27 protein-coding genes are annotated in these 12,569 nt (G+C 54.4%); all 27 read left to right on the top strand.

What is annotated here, in order from left to right; all coding sequences use genetic code 11:
- On the top strand, positions 1–149 hold a 149-nt coding region (locus tag AC1DIG_RS20205), incomplete at its 5' end, for an EF-Tu C-terminal domain-related protein (protein ID WP_477768703.1).
- A gap of 157 nt (positions 150–306) precedes the next feature.
- Positions 307–618: a 30S ribosomal protein S10 gene (rpsJ, locus tag AC1DIG_RS20200; RefSeq protein ID WP_003186070.1), complete on the top strand. Its 312-nt coding sequence runs from the start codon at positions 307–309 to the stop codon at positions 616–618.
- An 80-nt stretch (positions 619–698) separates the two neighbouring features.
- Positions 699–1,334 (top strand): 50S ribosomal protein L3, encoded by a 636-nt coding sequence (rplC, locus tag AC1DIG_RS20195; RefSeq protein ID WP_003186059.1) that lies wholly within the window; start codon positions 699–701, stop codon positions 1,332–1,334.
- A gap of 12 nt (positions 1,335–1,346) precedes the next feature.
- Entirely contained in the window at positions 1,347–1,949 is a 603-nt protein-coding gene (gene rplD / locus AC1DIG_RS20190) for a 50S ribosomal protein L4 (protein ID WP_003186057.1), read from the top strand.
- Positions 1,946–2,245: a 50S ribosomal protein L23 gene (rplW, locus tag AC1DIG_RS20185; RefSeq protein WP_002555488.1), complete on the top strand. Its 300-nt coding sequence runs from the start codon at positions 1,946–1,948 to the stop codon at positions 2,243–2,245. The genes rplD and rplW overlap by 4 nt, the downstream gene beginning before the upstream one ends.
- A gap of 14 nt (positions 2,246–2,259) precedes the next feature.
- The gene (gene rplB / locus AC1DIG_RS20180; protein WP_003186055.1) at positions 2,260–3,084 is read left to right on the top strand and encodes a 50S ribosomal protein L2; all 825 of its coding nucleotides are present in this window, start codon (positions 2,260–2,262) and stop codon (positions 3,082–3,084) included.
- Positions 3,085–3,100: 16 nt separating this feature from the next.
- Positions 3,101–3,376, top strand: coding sequence for a 30S ribosomal protein S19 (gene rpsS / locus AC1DIG_RS20175; protein ID WP_002555486.1), 276 nt, complete (start codon positions 3,101–3,103; stop codon positions 3,374–3,376).
- Positions 3,377–3,387: 11 nt separating this feature from the next.
- Complete coding sequence (gene rplV, locus AC1DIG_RS20170; RefSeq protein ID WP_003103908.1) at positions 3,388–3,720, top strand: 50S ribosomal protein L22; 333 nt, start codon at positions 3,388–3,390, stop codon at positions 3,718–3,720.
- Positions 3,721–3,733: 13 nt separating this feature from the next.
- Complete coding sequence (gene rpsC / locus AC1DIG_RS20165; RefSeq protein ID WP_003176422.1) at positions 3,734–4,420, top strand: 30S ribosomal protein S3; 687 nt, start codon at positions 3,734–3,736, stop codon at positions 4,418–4,420.
- Positions 4,421–4,432: 12 nt separating this feature from the next.
- Positions 4,433–4,846 (top strand): 50S ribosomal protein L16, encoded by a 414-nt coding sequence (gene rplP, locus AC1DIG_RS20160; RefSeq protein WP_003186052.1) that lies wholly within the window; start codon positions 4,433–4,435, stop codon positions 4,844–4,846.
- Positions 4,846–5,037 carry a 50S ribosomal protein L29 gene (gene rpmC / locus AC1DIG_RS20155; RefSeq protein ID WP_008030901.1) on the top strand — a complete coding sequence of 64 codons (192 nt, stop codon included), beginning with the start codon at positions 4,846–4,848 and terminating at the stop codon, positions 5,035–5,037. The genes rplP and rpmC overlap by 1 nt, the downstream gene beginning before the upstream one ends.
- A gap of 2 nt (positions 5,038–5,039) precedes the next feature.
- Positions 5,040–5,306 carry a 30S ribosomal protein S17 gene (gene rpsQ / locus AC1DIG_RS20150; protein ID WP_003176419.1) on the top strand — a complete coding sequence of 89 codons (267 nt, stop codon included), beginning with the start codon at positions 5,040–5,042 and terminating at the stop codon, positions 5,304–5,306.
- Positions 5,307–5,329: 23 nt separating this feature from the next.
- Entirely contained in the window at positions 5,330–5,698 is a 369-nt protein-coding gene (gene rplN / locus AC1DIG_RS20145) for a 50S ribosomal protein L14 (protein WP_002555479.1), read from the top strand.
- Between the two features lie 11 nt (positions 5,699–5,709).
- Positions 5,710–6,024 carry a 50S ribosomal protein L24 gene (rplX, locus tag AC1DIG_RS20140; RefSeq protein ID WP_071553151.1) on the top strand — a complete coding sequence of 105 codons (315 nt, stop codon included), beginning with the start codon at positions 5,710–5,712 and terminating at the stop codon, positions 6,022–6,024.
- Between the two features lie 20 nt (positions 6,025–6,044).
- Positions 6,045–6,584 (top strand): 50S ribosomal protein L5, encoded by a 540-nt coding sequence (rplE, locus tag AC1DIG_RS20135; protein WP_003210069.1) that lies wholly within the window; start codon positions 6,045–6,047, stop codon positions 6,582–6,584.
- Positions 6,585–6,597: 13 nt separating this feature from the next.
- A complete protein-coding gene (rpsN, locus tag AC1DIG_RS20130; protein ID WP_003176414.1) occupies positions 6,598–6,903 on the top strand; it encodes a 30S ribosomal protein S14 in 306 nt (101 codons plus the stop codon).
- A gap of 208 nt (positions 6,904–7,111) precedes the next feature.
- The gene (gene rpsH / locus AC1DIG_RS20125) at positions 7,112–7,504 is read left to right on the top strand and encodes a 30S ribosomal protein S8 (protein ID WP_003186040.1); all 393 of its coding nucleotides are present in this window, start codon (positions 7,112–7,114) and stop codon (positions 7,502–7,504) included.
- Between the two features lie 12 nt (positions 7,505–7,516).
- Positions 7,517–8,050 (top strand): 50S ribosomal protein L6, encoded by a 534-nt coding sequence (gene rplF, locus AC1DIG_RS20120; RefSeq protein WP_003176412.1) that lies wholly within the window; start codon positions 7,517–7,519, stop codon positions 8,048–8,050.
- Between the two features lie 10 nt (positions 8,051–8,060).
- A complete protein-coding gene (gene rplR / locus AC1DIG_RS20115) occupies positions 8,061–8,411 on the top strand; it encodes a 50S ribosomal protein L18 (protein ID WP_003186037.1) in 351 nt (116 codons plus the stop codon).
- Positions 8,412–8,414: 3 nt separating this feature from the next.
- Entirely contained in the window at positions 8,415–8,915 is a 501-nt protein-coding gene (gene rpsE / locus AC1DIG_RS20110; RefSeq protein ID WP_003186035.1) for a 30S ribosomal protein S5, read from the top strand.
- A 2-nt stretch (positions 8,916–8,917) separates the two neighbouring features.
- Complete coding sequence (rpmD, locus tag AC1DIG_RS20105) at positions 8,918–9,094, top strand: 50S ribosomal protein L30 (protein WP_003176408.1); 177 nt, start codon at positions 8,918–8,920, stop codon at positions 9,092–9,094.
- 3 nt (positions 9,095–9,097) lie between these two features.
- Positions 9,098–9,535 (top strand): 50S ribosomal protein L15, encoded by a 438-nt coding sequence (gene rplO, locus AC1DIG_RS20100; RefSeq protein WP_003228720.1) that lies wholly within the window; start codon positions 9,098–9,100, stop codon positions 9,533–9,535.
- Entirely contained in the window at positions 9,536–10,864 is a 1,329-nt protein-coding gene (gene secY, locus AC1DIG_RS20095) for a preprotein translocase subunit SecY (RefSeq protein WP_003228718.1), read from the top strand.
- Between the two features lie 24 nt (positions 10,865–10,888).
- Entirely contained in the window at positions 10,889–11,005 is a 117-nt protein-coding gene (rpmJ, locus tag AC1DIG_RS20090; protein WP_002555468.1) for a 50S ribosomal protein L36, read from the top strand.
- Positions 11,006–11,135: 130 nt separating this feature from the next.
- The gene (rpsM, locus tag AC1DIG_RS20085; protein WP_003186020.1) at positions 11,136–11,492 is read left to right on the top strand and encodes a 30S ribosomal protein S13; all 357 of its coding nucleotides are present in this window, start codon (positions 11,136–11,138) and stop codon (positions 11,490–11,492) included.
- Positions 11,493–11,522: 30 nt separating this feature from the next.
- Positions 11,523–11,912: a 30S ribosomal protein S11 gene (gene rpsK, locus AC1DIG_RS20080; protein ID WP_002555466.1), complete on the top strand. Its 390-nt coding sequence runs from the start codon at positions 11,523–11,525 to the stop codon at positions 11,910–11,912.
- Positions 11,913–11,930: 18 nt separating this feature from the next.
- Positions 11,931–12,551 (top strand): 30S ribosomal protein S4, encoded by a 621-nt coding sequence (gene rpsD / locus AC1DIG_RS20075; RefSeq protein ID WP_003210056.1) that lies wholly within the window; start codon positions 11,931–11,933, stop codon positions 12,549–12,551.
- The last annotated feature ends 18 nt before the right edge of the window (positions 12,552–12,569 follow it).

The raw sequence follows: 12,569 nt of genomic DNA, 5'->3' as shown, positions 1-12,569 counted from the left end.
AAGGCGTTGAAATGGTAATGCCAGGTGACAACATTCAGATGACTGTTACCCTGATCAAAACCATCGCAATGGAAGACGGTCTGCGTTTCGCTATCCGTGAAGGCGGTCGTACCGTCGGCGCTGGCGTCGTAGCCAAAATCATCGAGTAAGCTCTTCGTTGAGTTAGCTTTGATGCTTTGAAAAAGCCTCCGCTCAGCGGGGGCTTTTTTATTGGGTTGACACCTATCTGGGGCGTCTATAGAATTGCGCCTCCTTTTAACGGGCGTATTGCGCCCGCTGGGAATAGCAGCCGGAGTCTGAAATCCAATGCAAAATCAGCAAATCCGTATCAGGTTGAAGGCTTTTGACCATCGCCTGATCGACCAATCCACCCAGGAAATCGTGGAAACCGCGAAACGTACTGGTGCTCAAGTGCGTGGTCCAATTCCACTGCCTACCCGTAAAGAGCGGTTCACCGTTCTGGTCTCCCCGCACGTCAACAAAGACGCGCGTGACCAGTACGAGATCCGTACTCATAAGCGCGTTCTGGACATCGTCCAGCCAACGGATAAAACCGTTGATGCACTTATGAAGCTTGATCTTGCGGCCGGTGTGGAAGTGCAGATCAGCCTCGGCTAAGACTCGGTCTTAGTCGTGTAACGCTCTGAAATGGGCGGCCATAGCGGGTGAAAGCCCCGTACACTCATGAGGTTTACAACATGACTATTGGTGTAGTCGGTCGTAAATGCGGTATGACCCGTATTTTCACCGAAGAAGGTGTCTCCATTCCGGTCACGGTCATTGAGATCGAGCCGAATCGCGTCACCCAGTTCAAAACTGAAGAGACCGATGGCTATCGTGCAGTGCAAGTCACTGTCGGCGAGCGTCGTGCTTCGCGTGTAACAGCTGCTCAAGCTGGCCACTTCGCTAAGGCGAACGTTGCCGCTGGTCGTACCGTAATGGAATTCCGCCTTGAAGAAGGCGAGTACCAAGCCGGCGATCTGATCAACGCTGAAATCTTCGCTGCTGGTCAACTGGTTGATGTAACCGGTCAGTCCAAAGGTAAAGGCTTCCAGGGTACGATCAAGCGTTGGAATTTCCGCGGGCAAGATAACACCCACGGTAACTCCGTATCCCACCGCGTCCCAGGCTCTATCGGCCAGTGCCAGACTCCTGGTCGTGTATTCAAGGGCAAAAAAATGTCCGGTCATATGGGCGCTGAGCGCGTGACCGTGCAGTCCCTGGAAGTAGTGCGCGTGGACGCTGAACGCAATCTGTTGTTGGTCAAGGGCGCTGTTCCTGGCGCTACTGGCGGCAACCTGGTTGTACGTCCAGCAGCCAAGGCTCGCGGTTAAGGGGAAGCTGACATGCAATTAAATGTAAATGACGCTCAAGCGATCGAAGTTTCCGAACTGACATTTGGCGGCGAGTTCAACGAGACGCTGGTTCACCAAGCAGTCGTGGCCTACATGGCTGGCGGCCGTCAAGGTAGCAAGCAGCAAAAGACCCGTTCCGACGTTTCTGGTGGCGGTAAGCGCCCATGGCGTCAGAAAGGTACTGGCCGTGCTCGTGCTGGTACTATCCGTAGCCCAATCTGGCGCGGCGGCGGTACCACTTTCGCAGCTCGTCCACAGGATCACTCCCAAAAGCTGAACAAGAAGATGTACCGCGCAGCAATGCGTTCCATCCTTGCTGAGCTGGTGCGTACTGATCGTCTGGTCGTGGTTCAGGACTTCGCTGTTGAAGCACCGAAAACCAAAGATCTGCTGAACAAGCTGAATGGCATGGGTCTGACTGATGTCCTGATCGTGTCCGATGCTGTTGATCAGAACCTGTACCTGGCTGCTCGTAACCTGCCACACGTTGATGTACGTGACGTGCAAGGTTCCGATCCAGTTAGTCTGATCGCATACGACAAGGTGTTGATCACCGTGTCGGCCGTGAAGAAATTCGAGGAGCTGCTGGGATGAACCAGGAACGCGTATTTAAAGTTCTGCTTGGCCCGCACGTTTCCGAGAAGGCTACGGTTCTGGCAGACAAGAAAGGCCAGTTCGTTTTCAAGGTTGCTACTGATGCAACCAAGCTGGAAATCAAGAAGGCCGTCGAAAGCCTGTTCAGCGTGAAAGTAGAGCGTGTTACTACCCTGAATGTTCTGGGTAAGAGCAAGCGCACTGCTCGCGGTCTGGGCAAGCGTAATGACTGGAAGAAGGCAGTTATCTCCCTTCAGCCAGGCCAAGATCTCGATTTCAGCAGCAGTGCTGAGTAAGGAAGGGGTGCATCATGGCAATCGTTAAATGCAAACCGACTTCCCCTGGCCGCCGTTTTGTGGTCAAGGTGGTCAACCAGGAGCTGCATAAAGGCGCTCCTCACGCACCGCTGCTCGAGAAAAAATCGAAGTCTGGTGGTCGTAACAACAATGGTCGTATTACCACTCGTCACATCGGTGGTGGTCATAAGCAGCATTATCGTCTGGTCGACTTCCGTCGTAACGACAAAGATGGCATCGCTGCCACTGTCGAGCGTATCGAATACGATCCAAACCGTACTGCTCACATCGCTTTGCTGCTGTACGCAGATGGCGAGCGTCGCTACATCATCGCCCCTAAAGGCGTGAGCGCTGGCGACCAGCTGATCGCAGGTGCTCTGGCGCCGATCAAGCCGGGCAACGCTCTGCAACTGCGTAACATTCCAGTTGGTAGCACCGTACACGGCATCGAATTGAAGCCAGGTAAAGGCGCGCAAATCGCTCGTTCCGCTGGTGCTTCGGCTCAGCTGATCGCTCGTGAAGGCGTCTACGTGACCCTGCGTCTGCGTTCTGGTGAGATGCGTAAAGTGCTGGCTGAATGCCGTGCGACCCTGGGCGAAGTCTCGAACTCCGAGCACAGCCTGCGTTCGCTGGGTAAAGCTGGTGCCAAACGCTGGCGTGGCGTTCGCCCAACCGTTCGTGGTGTTGCCATGAACCCGGTTGACCACCCACATGGTGGTGGTGAAGGTCGTACCTCTGGTGGTCGTCATCCGGTATCGCCATGGGGCTTCCCGACTAAGGGCGCGAAGACTCGTGGTAATAAGCGTACCGACAAAATGATCGTCCGTCGTCGCAAGTAAATAGAGGGATACGACAGTGCCACGTTCTCTGAAAAAAGGTCCTTTTATCGATCTTCACCTACTGAAGAAGATCGAAGTGGCGGCGGAAAAGAACGATCGCAAACCAGTTAAGACCTGGTCGCGCCGTTCCATGATCCTGCCACAAATGGTCGGTCTGACCATCGCAGTACACAACGGTCGTCAACACGTCCCAGTTCTCGTTAACGAAGACATGGTCGGCCACAAACTGGGCGAGTTCGCCGGTACCCGCACATATCGTGGGCACGTGGCAGACAAGAAAGCCAAGCGTTAAGGGGTTAGGAAATGGAAGTAGCCGCTAAGTTGTCGGGCGCTCGAATCTCCGCCCAGAAAGCCCGCTTGGTCGCCGACCAGATCCGCGGGAAGAAGGTGGGCGAAGCGCTCAACCTGTTGGCTTTCAGCAGTAAGAAAGCCGCCGAGATCATGAAGAAAGTGCTGGAGTCGGCCGTAGCCAACGCCGAGCATAACGAAGGCGCAGACGTTGATGACCTTAAAGTCAGCACCGTTTTCGTCAACGAAGGGCGTTCGCTGAAGCGCATCATGCCACGTGCCAAAGGCCGTGCTGATCGCATCGTCAAGCGGTCTTGCCATATCACTGTCAAGGTTGCTGACAAGTAACGGAGTCGAAGAGATGGGTCAGAAAGTACATCCCATTGGCATTCGCCTGGGAATCGTCAAGGAGCACACCTCCGTCTGGTACGCAGACGGTCGGACTTATGCGGACTATTTGTTCGCTGATCTGAAGGTGCGTGAGTATCTCCAAGACAAACTAAAAAGCGCGTCCGTAAGCCGTATCGATATCCATCGTCCGGCCCAAACTGCACGTATCACCATCCACACCGCTCGTCCAGGTATCGTTATCGGGAAGAAAGGTGAAGATGTTGAGAAACTGCGTCAGGACCTGACCAAGCAAATGGGTGTGCCTGTGCACATCAATATCGAAGAGATCCGCAAGCCGGAACTCGACGGTATGCTGGTTGCGCAGAGCGTAGCTCAGCAGCTGGAGCGTCGCGTTATGTTCCGTCGCGCTATGAAGCGCGCTGTACAAAACGCCATGCGCATTGGTGCCAAAGGCATCAAAATCCAAGTGAGCGGTCGTCTCGGCGGTGCTGAAATCGCACGTACTGAATGGTATCGCGAAGGTCGTGTGCCATTGCACACCCTGCGTGCCGACATCGACTATGCCAACTACGAAGCTCACACCACCTACGGTGTGATCGGTGTAAAGGTTTGGATCTTCAAAGGCGAAGTAATTGGTGGTCGCCAAGAAGAGCTGAAACCACAAGCACCAGCGCCTCGTAAAAAAGCTGCTAAGTAAGGGGTACGCCAAATGTTGCAACCAAAGCGTACGAAGTTCCGCAAGCAGATGACTGGCCACAACCGTGGTCTGGCATTGCGCGGTAGCAAAGTCAGCTTCGGCGAGTTCGCGCTGAAGTCTGTTGCTCGTGGTCGTCTCACCGCTCGTCAGATCGAGTCAGCGCGTCGTGCTCTGACCCGTCACGTAAAACGTGGCGGCAAGATCTGGATCCGTGTATTCCCGGACAAGCCTGTCACCAAAAAGCCACTCGAAGTTCGGATGGGTAAAGGTAAGGGTAACGTGGAGTACTGGGTTGCCCAGATTCAGCCAGGCAAAGTCCTGTATGAAATCGAGGGCGTTTCTGAAGAGCTGGCGCGTGAGGCTTTCGCCCTGGCTGCTGCAAAGCTGCCGCTCGCCACCTCCTTTGTTAAACGGACGGTGATGTGATGAAAGCGAATGAACTTCGTGAAAAAGACGCGCCACAGCTAAACGAGCAACTGCTCGGCCTGTTGCGCGACCAGTTCAATCTGCGTATGCAGAAAGCAACTGGCCAGTTGGGGCAGTCTCACCTGCTCCGGCAAGTTAAGCGTGACATCGCTCGCGTGAAGACTGTGCTCAAACAGCAGGCAGGTAAGTAATCATGGCTGAAGCCGAAAAAACCGTCCGTACGCTGACTGGCCGTGTTGTCAGCGACAAAATGGACAAGACCATCACCGTTCTGATCGAGCGTCGCGTAAAGCACCCGATCTACGGTAAATACGTTAAGCGTTCGACTAAGCTGCACGCGCACGACGAAACCAATCAGTGCCACATCGGCGACAAAGTCACTATTCGTGAAACTCGTCCTTTGGCCAAGACCAAGTCTTGGGCGCTGGTTGATGTTCTCGAACGCGCTGTGGAAGTCTAAGGACTAGGGGTCGGAGAAATTATATGATTCAGACTCAATCCATGCTCGATGTGGCCGATAACAGCGGCGCTCGCCGTGTTATGTGCATCAAGGTGCTGGGTGGCTCCCATCGTCGTTACGCTGGTATCGGTGACATCATCAAAGTTACCGTCAAGGAAGCAATTCCTCGCGGTAAAGTGAAAAAAGGCCAAGTGATGACTGCTGTTGTAGTCCGCACTCGTCACGGCGTTCGTCGTGCTGACGGCTCCATTATCCGCTTTGATGGCAACGCTGCTGTTCTTCTGAACAACAAGCAAGAGCCGATCGGCACCCGTATCTTTGGGCCAGTGACCCGTGAACTTCGTACTGAGAAGTTCATGAAGATCGTCTCGCTCGCCCCAGAAGTGCTGTAAGGAGATCCGACATGCAAAAGATTCGTCGTGACGACGAGATCATCGTGATCGCCGGCAAAGACAAAGGTAAGCGCGGTAAGGTGCTTAAGGTTCTCGCTGACGACCGTCTGGTCATTGGTGGTCTGAACCTGGTTAAGCGTCATACCAAGCCTAACCCGATGTCGGGCGTACAAGGCGGTATCGTCGAAAAAGAAGCGCCACTGCACGCTTCCAACGTCGCCATTTTCAACGGCGAAACCAACAAGGCTGACCGCGTTGGTTTCAAAGTAGAAGACGGCAAGAAAATTCGTGTCTTCAAGTCGACCCAAAAAGCGGTTGATGCTTGAACACTGCTAGGTAGAAGACCATGGCACGACTAAAAGAGATTTACCGGAAGGAAATCGCACCGAAACTTAAGGAAGAACTTAAGCTTTCGAACGTGATGGAAGTTCCGCGCGTTACCAAAATCACCCTGAACATGGGTCTGGGCGAAGCGATCGGCGACAAAAAAGTCATCGAGCACGCTGTTGCTGACCTGGAAAAGATCACCGGCCAGAAAGTCGTTGTGACCTACGCTCGGAAATCCATCGCTGGCTTTAAAGTCCGTGAAGGTTGGCCGATCGGCGTCAAAGTGACCCTGCGCCGTGAGCGTATGTATGAGTTCCTGGATCGTCTGCTGTCGATCTCCCTGCCTCGGGTTCGCGACTTCCGCGGCCTGAATGCCAAGTCCTTCGATGGTCGTGGTAACTACAGCATGGGCGTAAAAGAGCAGATCATTTTCCCGGAAATCGATTACGACAAGATCGATGCTCTCCGCGGTCTGGACATTACCCTGACCACCACTGCCAAGAACGATGATGAAGGTCGCGCATTGCTGCGTGCTTTCAAATTCCCGTTCCGCAACTGATTGGAGTAGGAAAATGGCCAAGATGAGCATGAAAAACCGCGAGCTGAAGCGTCAGCTCACGGTTGCCAAGTACGCCAAGAAGCGTGCAGCACTGAAAGCTATCATCGTTGATCTGAACGCAAGTCCAGAAGCGCGTTGGGAAGCTACAGTAGCTCTGCAGAAGCAGCCACGTGACGCAAGCGCTTCGCGCATGCGTAACCGCTGCCGCCTGACCGGTCGTCCACACGGCGTTTACCGCAAGTTCGGCCTGGGCCGTAACAAACTGCGTGAAGCGGCAATGCGTGGTGACGTACCTGGTCTGGTTAAAGCCAGCTGGTAAGCACTATCAAAGTCTCGGTGCTCAGGGTCGCAAGATCCTGACCACCGGTGACCTTGAACTTGAATCAAGCCCCTATTGGGGCTTGATTCATTTGTGGGGTGTGTCTAGAATACCCGGCTCGCCTGAGCCCGTGCTTTTTTCGCGCGGAGTTTCTCGGCGAAGGTAGTAGCCGCAAGGCTTATTTTTTTGTATTAGGAGCGTCTAGCCCATGAGTATGCAGGACCCGTTAGCGGACATGCTAACTCGAATCCGTAATGCCCAGATGGCTGAAAAGTCCGTCGTAAGCATGCCGTCTTCCACGTTGAAGGTGGCTGTAGCTAAAGTCCTGAAGGACGAAGGTTACATCGCGGGTTATCAGATCAGCAGCGAAATCAAACCACTGCTGTCCATCGAGCTGAAGTACTTCGAAGGCCGTCCGGTCATCGAGGAAGTGAAGCGCGTTAGCCGTCCAGGCCTGCGTCAGTACAAGTCCGTCGATGATCTGCCAAAAGTTCGTGGCGGTCTCGGTGTGTCTATCGTCTCCACCAACAAAGGTGTGATGACGGATCGTGCTGCGCGCGCTGCCGGTGTCGGCGGCGAAGTTCTTTGCACTGTGTTCTAAGGGGGGATAAGCATGTCTCGCGTCGCTAAGAACCCCGTTAAGCTGCCAGCCGGTGTCGAAGTTAAATTCGCAGGCCAACAGCTTTCGGTGAAGGGTGCCAAGGGCACTCTCGAACTGAACATCCATTCGTCCGTTGAGATCGTTGAAGAAGCTGGTGAGCTGCGTTTCGCTGCTCGCAATGGCGATCAACAAACTCGCGCAATGGCTGGTACCACTCGTGCGTTGGTAAACAACATGGTCCAAGGCGTAAGCCAAGGCTTCGAGCGCAAGCTCCAGCTGGTCGGTGTTGGTTACAAAGCGCAAGCAAAAGGCACAGTGCTGAACCTGGCTCTTGGCTTCTCGCACCCAGTGGATTATGAACTGCCGGAAGGCATCACCGCTGAGACTCCTAGCCAGACCGATATCCTGATCAAGGGCATCGACAAGCAGCTGGTAGGTCAAGTGGCCGCCGAGATCCGCGACTTCCGTCCACCAGAGCCGTACAAAGGCAAAGGTGTGCGCTACGCGGACGAAGTCGTCCGTCGTAAAGAAGCCAAGAAGAAGTAGGGCATAGCAAATGACCGACAAAAAAGTTACTCGACTGCGTCGCGCTCGCAAAGCACGCCTGAAAATGCACGAACTCGAAGTCGTGCGTCTCTGCGTGTTCCGCTCGTCGCAGCACATCTACGCCCAGGTCATTTCGGCCGACGGCAACAAAGTCCTGGCAAGTGCCTCGACTTTGGATAAAGAACTGCGTGATGGCGCCACTGGCAACATCGACGCGGCCACTAAGGTTGGCCAGCTGGTCGCTACGCGTGCTAAAGCCGCTGGCGTCTCGCAGGTGGCTTTCGACCGCTCTGGCTTCAAGTACCACGGTCGCGTCAAGGCGCTGGCTGATGCTGCTCGTGAAGCTGGGCTGGAGTTCTAAGTTATGTCAAATAACGACCAAAAGCGCGACGAAGGCTACATCGAGAAGCTGGTTCAAGTTAACCGCGTAGCCAAAACCGTTAAAGGCGGCCGTATCTTCACTTTCACCGCGTTGACCGTGGTTGGTGATGGTAAAGGGCGTGTTGGCTTCGGCCGTGGCAAGTCGCGTGAAGTGCCTGCTGCGATCCAGAAGGCAATGGAAGCTGCTCGCCGCAACATGATCCAAGTTGATCTGAACGGCACCACTCTGCAGTACGCAATGAAGTCCGCTCACGGCGCTTCGAAGGTGTACATGCAGCCTGCTTCTGAAGGTACCGGTATCATCGCTGGCGGCGCTATGCGTGCTGTCCTCGAAGTTGCTGGCGTTCAGAACGTTCTGGCCAAGTGCTACGGCTCGACTAACCCGGTAAACGTGGTTCACGCCACTTTCAAAGGTTTGAAAGCTATGCAGTCTCCTGAATCCATTGCCGCCAAGCGTGGCAAAAGCGTCAAGGAGATCTTCTGATCATGGCTACCGTTAAAGTTACGCTGATCAAAAGCATGACCGGCCGCATCCCTAACCACAAACTGTGCGTTAAGGGTCTGGGTCTGCGTCGCATCGGTCACACTGTAGAAGTCCAGGATACTCCCGAGAATCGCGGGATGATCAACAAGGCTTACTACATGCTGCGTGTCGAGGGTTAATCGATGAAACTCAATGATCTGAGTCCAGCGCCGGGTTCCCGTCGCGAAAAGCATCGTCCGGGCCGTGGTATCGGTAGTGGTTTGGGTAAGACTGGTGGCCGTGGTCACAAAGGTCAAACCTCCCGCTCCGGTGGCACCATTGCTCCAGGCTTTGAAGGCGGTCAACAGCCGCTGCATCGTCGCCTGCCGAAGTTCGGTTTCGTTTCCCTGAAGGCCATGGACCGCGCAGAAGTGCGTCTGTCCGAGCTGGCTAAAGTGGAAGGCGACATCGTCACCGTGCAGTCCCTGAAAGATGCCAACGTGATCAACGTCAACGTTCAGCGTGTGAAAATCATGCTGTCCGGCGAAGTTACTCGCGCTGTCACCATCGGAAAGGGAATCGGCGCCACCAAAGGTGCGCGTGCGGCTATCGAAGCAGCTGGCGGCAAGTTCGAGGAATAAATGGCTAAGCAAGGTGCTCTCTCTGCGCTCGGCAAAGGCGGTATGTCTGAACTCTGGGCTCGTCTGCGTTTTCTGTTCCTGGCGATTATCGTCTACCGAATAGGCGCACACATCCCGGTTCCAGGTATCAACCCGGACCGACTCGCAGACCTGTTTCGACAGAATGAGGGGACCATTCTTAGCTTGTTCAACATGTTTTCCGGCGGCGCGCTGGAGCGGATGAGCATCTTTGCACTGGGGATCATGCCGTACATTTCGGCATCGATCATCATGCAACTGATGACAGCCGTCAGCCCGCAGCTGGAGCAGTTGAAGAAGGAAGGTGAAGCTGGCCGTCGCAAGATCAGCCAGTACACCCGCTACGGCACTGTCGTCCTCGCTCTCGTTCAGGCTATTGGCATGTCCATTGGCCTGGCGGGGCAGGGCGTTGCGTTCACTGGTGACTTTGGCTTCCATTTCGTCGCGGTATCCACGTTTGTGGCTGGTGCGATGTTCATGATGTGGCTGGGTGAGCAGATTACTGAGCGTGGTGTTGGCAACGGTATCTCGATGTTGATTTTTTCGGGTATCGTCGCCGGTCTTCCGAGAGCAATCGGGCAGTCTTTCGAGTCTGCGCGTCAGGGTGATATCAACATCTTCGCCTTGGTTGCCATCGGTTTGCTGGCAGTAGCGATTATCGGTTTCGTGGTGTTCATTGAGCGTGGTCAGCGTCGTATTGCTGTTCACTACGCCAAGCGTCAGCAGGGCCGCAAGGTGTTTGCTGCGCAGACTAGCCACTTGCCGCTGAAAGTGAACATGGCCGGTGTTATTCCGGCTATTTTCGCGAGCAGCATTTTGCTGTTCCCGGCTTCGTTGGGTGCCTGGTTTGGTCAGTCTGAAGGTATGGGCTGGTTGCAGGACATCTCGCAGTCGATCGCTCCTGGTCAGCCGTTGAATATTCTGCTGTTTAGTGCAGGGATTATTTTCTTCTGCTTCTTCTATACGGCGTTGATGTTCAATCCGAAAGACGTAGCGGAAAACCTGAAGAAGTCCGGTGCCTTTATTCCGGGTATCCGTCCAGGTGAGCAGTCTGCGCGCTATATTGATGGCGTTCTGACTCGCTTGACCATGTTCGGTGCTCTTTATATGACGGCCGTGTGCCTGTTGCCCCAGTTCCTGGTGGTTGCAGCAAACGTTCCGTTCTACCTTGGCGGGACCTCGTTGCTGATCGTGGTCGTGGTTGTGATGGACTTCATGTCCCAAGTACAATCGCACCTCGTTTCGCACCAGTACGAATCCCTGATGAAGAAAGCCAACCTGAAGGGTTACGGCAGCGGCATGCTGCGCTGACCCATAAGGTTCGAGGAGTTGGTGATGAAAGTTCGTGCATCGGTGAAAAAGCTGTGCCGTAACTGCAAGATTATTCGCCGCGAAGGTGTTGTTCGAGTAATTTGCAGCGCGGAACCGCGTCACAAACAGCGCCAAGGCTGAGTGTGATTGTGCTTCAAGCCCAGCAGCTAGTGCGCTGCTGGGTTGATTATTTGTTATTACAGCGATATTATCTCGCGCCCTATTTCTTGGCTTCCGGGGCGTAGGTAGCTGTCAATTGGAGTCCCACTGAATGGCCCGTATTGCAGGCGTCAACATTCCAGATAACAAGCATACTGTTATCTCGCTGACCTACATCTATGGTGTTGGTCGCACAACTGCACAGAAGATCTGTGCAGTGACTGGGGTAAACCCAGCCGCAAAGATCAAGGATCTGAGCGACGAGCAGATTGAACAGCTGCGTGGCGAAGTGGCGAAGTTCACCACTGAAGGTGACCTGCGTCGCGAAATCAACATGAAAATCAAGCGCTTGATGGACCTCGGTTGCTATCGCGGTCTGCGTCATCGTCGTGGTCTGCCAGTACGCGGTCAGCGTACCAAGACCAACGCGCGTACCCGTAAAGGTCCGCGTAAGCCGATCCGCAAGTAATCGCCCCAGCGAATCGACAGGAATTTAATCATGGCAAAACCTGCTGCTCGTCCTCGTAAAAAAGTCAAAAAGACAGTGGTTGATGGCATCGCCCACATCCACGCGTCTTTTAACAACACAATCGTGACCATCACCGACCGTCAAGGTAACGCTCTTTCCTGGGCTACCTCCGGTGGTTCGGGTTTCCGCGGTTCCCGCAAGTCCACCCCGTTTGCTGCTCAAGTAGCTGCTGAACGTGCTGGTCAAGCTGCGCTGGAATATGGCCTGAAAAACCTCGACGTTAACGTCAAAGGTCCAGGTCCAGGTCGTGAGTCCGCTGTCCGTGCTTTGAACGGCTGTGGCTATAAGATCGCCAGCATCACCGACGTGACGCCAATCCCGCACAACGGGTGCCGTCCGCCGAAGAAGCGCCGCGTGTAATCCAGGAGATTGTAAAGAATGGCTCGTTACATTGGTCCAAAATGCAAACTCGCTCGTCGCGAAGGCACCGATCTCTTCCTGAAGAGCGGCGTGCGCGCGATCGAATCGAAGTGCAACATTGAAGCAGCACCTGGTATCCACGGCCAACGCCGCGGTCGCCAGTCCGATTACGGCACCCAACTGCGTGAAAAGCAGAAGGTCCGTCGTATCTACGGCGTTCTCGAGCGTCAATTCAGCGGCTACTACAAAGAAGCTGCTGGCAAGAAAGGCGCAACTGGCGAAAACCTGTTGCAGCTGCTCGAATGCCGTCTGGACAACGTTGTATACCGTATGGGCTTTGGTTCGACTCGTGCCGAATCCCGTCAGCTGGTATCGCACAAATCCGTCAGCGTTAACGGTCAGACCGTAAACGTTCCGTCCTACCAGGTTCGTGCTGGTGACGTGGTCGCGATTCGCGAGAAAGCAAAGAACCAACTTCGCATTGTCCAAGCTCTCGATCTGTGTGCCCAACGTGGCCGCGTAGAATGGGTAGAAGTAGACACTGAGAAGAAGTCGGGCGTTTTCAAGAACGTTCCAGCTCGCAGTGATCTGTCCGCCGACATCAACGAAAGCCTGATTGTCGAGCTCTACTCCAAGTAAGGGCTAGAAAATAGGTGC

Source organism: Pseudomonas sp. 05N431 (genome assembly GCF_056397005.1).
Note: the sequence above shows the minus strand (reverse complement) of the source record. Positions and strands in the feature narration are given on the sequence as shown.

Bases quoted from the DNA above. Each gene is read 5' to 3' on its own strand.
- rplE (WP_003210069.1), top strand. From the start codon at position 6,045: ATGGCACGACTAAAAGAGATTTACCGGAAGGAAATCGCACCGAAACTT.
- rplV (WP_003103908.1), top strand. From the start codon at position 3,388: ATGGAAGTAGCCGCTAAGTTGTCGGGCGCTCGAATCTCCGCCCAGAAA.
- rpsD (WP_003210056.1), top strand. From the start codon at position 11,931: ATGGCTCGTTACATTGGTCCAAAATGCAAACTCGCTCGTCGCGAAGGC.
- rplD (WP_003186057.1), top strand. From the start codon at position 1,347: ATGCAATTAAATGTAAATGACGCTCAAGCGATCGAAGTTTCCGAACTG.
- rpsE (WP_003186035.1), top strand. From the start codon at position 8,415: ATGTCAAATAACGACCAAAAGCGCGACGAAGGCTACATCGAGAAGCTG.
- secY (WP_003228718.1), top strand. From the start codon at position 9,536: ATGGCTAAGCAAGGTGCTCTCTCTGCGCTCGGCAAAGGCGGTATGTCT.
- rpmJ (WP_002555468.1), top strand. From the start codon at position 10,889: ATGAAAGTTCGTGCATCGGTGAAAAAGCTGTGCCGTAACTGCAAGATT.
- rplX (WP_071553151.1), top strand. From the start codon at position 5,710: ATGCAAAAGATTCGTCGTGACGACGAGATCATCGTGATCGCCGGCAAA.
- rpmD (WP_003176408.1), top strand. From the start codon at position 8,918: ATGGCTACCGTTAAAGTTACGCTGATCAAAAGCATGACCGGCCGCATC.
- rplF (WP_003176412.1), top strand. From the start codon at position 7,517: ATGTCTCGCGTCGCTAAGAACCCCGTTAAGCTGCCAGCCGGTGTCGAA.
- rpsC (WP_003176422.1), top strand. From the start codon at position 3,734: ATGGGTCAGAAAGTACATCCCATTGGCATTCGCCTGGGAATCGTCAAG.
- rplO (WP_003228720.1), top strand. From the start codon at position 9,098: ATGAAACTCAATGATCTGAGTCCAGCGCCGGGTTCCCGTCGCGAAAAG.
- rpsJ (WP_003186070.1), top strand. From the start codon at position 307: ATGCAAAATCAGCAAATCCGTATCAGGTTGAAGGCTTTTGACCATCGC.
- rpsN (WP_003176414.1), top strand. From the start codon at position 6,598: ATGGCCAAGATGAGCATGAAAAACCGCGAGCTGAAGCGTCAGCTCACG.
- rplB (WP_003186055.1), top strand. From the start codon at position 2,260: ATGGCAATCGTTAAATGCAAACCGACTTCCCCTGGCCGCCGTTTTGTG.
- rplN (WP_002555479.1), top strand. From the start codon at position 5,330: ATGATTCAGACTCAATCCATGCTCGATGTGGCCGATAACAGCGGCGCT.
- rplR (WP_003186037.1), top strand. From the start codon at position 8,061: ATGACCGACAAAAAAGTTACTCGACTGCGTCGCGCTCGCAAAGCACGC.
- rpsM (WP_003186020.1), top strand. From the start codon at position 11,136: ATGGCCCGTATTGCAGGCGTCAACATTCCAGATAACAAGCATACTGTT.
- rplC (WP_003186059.1), top strand. From the start codon at position 699: ATGACTATTGGTGTAGTCGGTCGTAAATGCGGTATGACCCGTATTTTC.
- rpmC (WP_008030901.1), top strand. From the start codon at position 4,846: ATGAAAGCGAATGAACTTCGTGAAAAAGACGCGCCACAGCTAAACGAG.
- rplP (WP_003186052.1), top strand. From the start codon at position 4,433: ATGTTGCAACCAAAGCGTACGAAGTTCCGCAAGCAGATGACTGGCCAC.
- rplW (WP_002555488.1), top strand. From the start codon at position 1,946: ATGAACCAGGAACGCGTATTTAAAGTTCTGCTTGGCCCGCACGTTTCC.
- rpsH (WP_003186040.1), top strand. From the start codon at position 7,112: ATGAGTATGCAGGACCCGTTAGCGGACATGCTAACTCGAATCCGTAAT.
- rpsQ (WP_003176419.1), top strand. From the start codon at position 5,040: ATGGCTGAAGCCGAAAAAACCGTCCGTACGCTGACTGGCCGTGTTGTC.
- rpsK (WP_002555466.1), top strand. From the start codon at position 11,523: ATGGCAAAACCTGCTGCTCGTCCTCGTAAAAAAGTCAAAAAGACAGTG.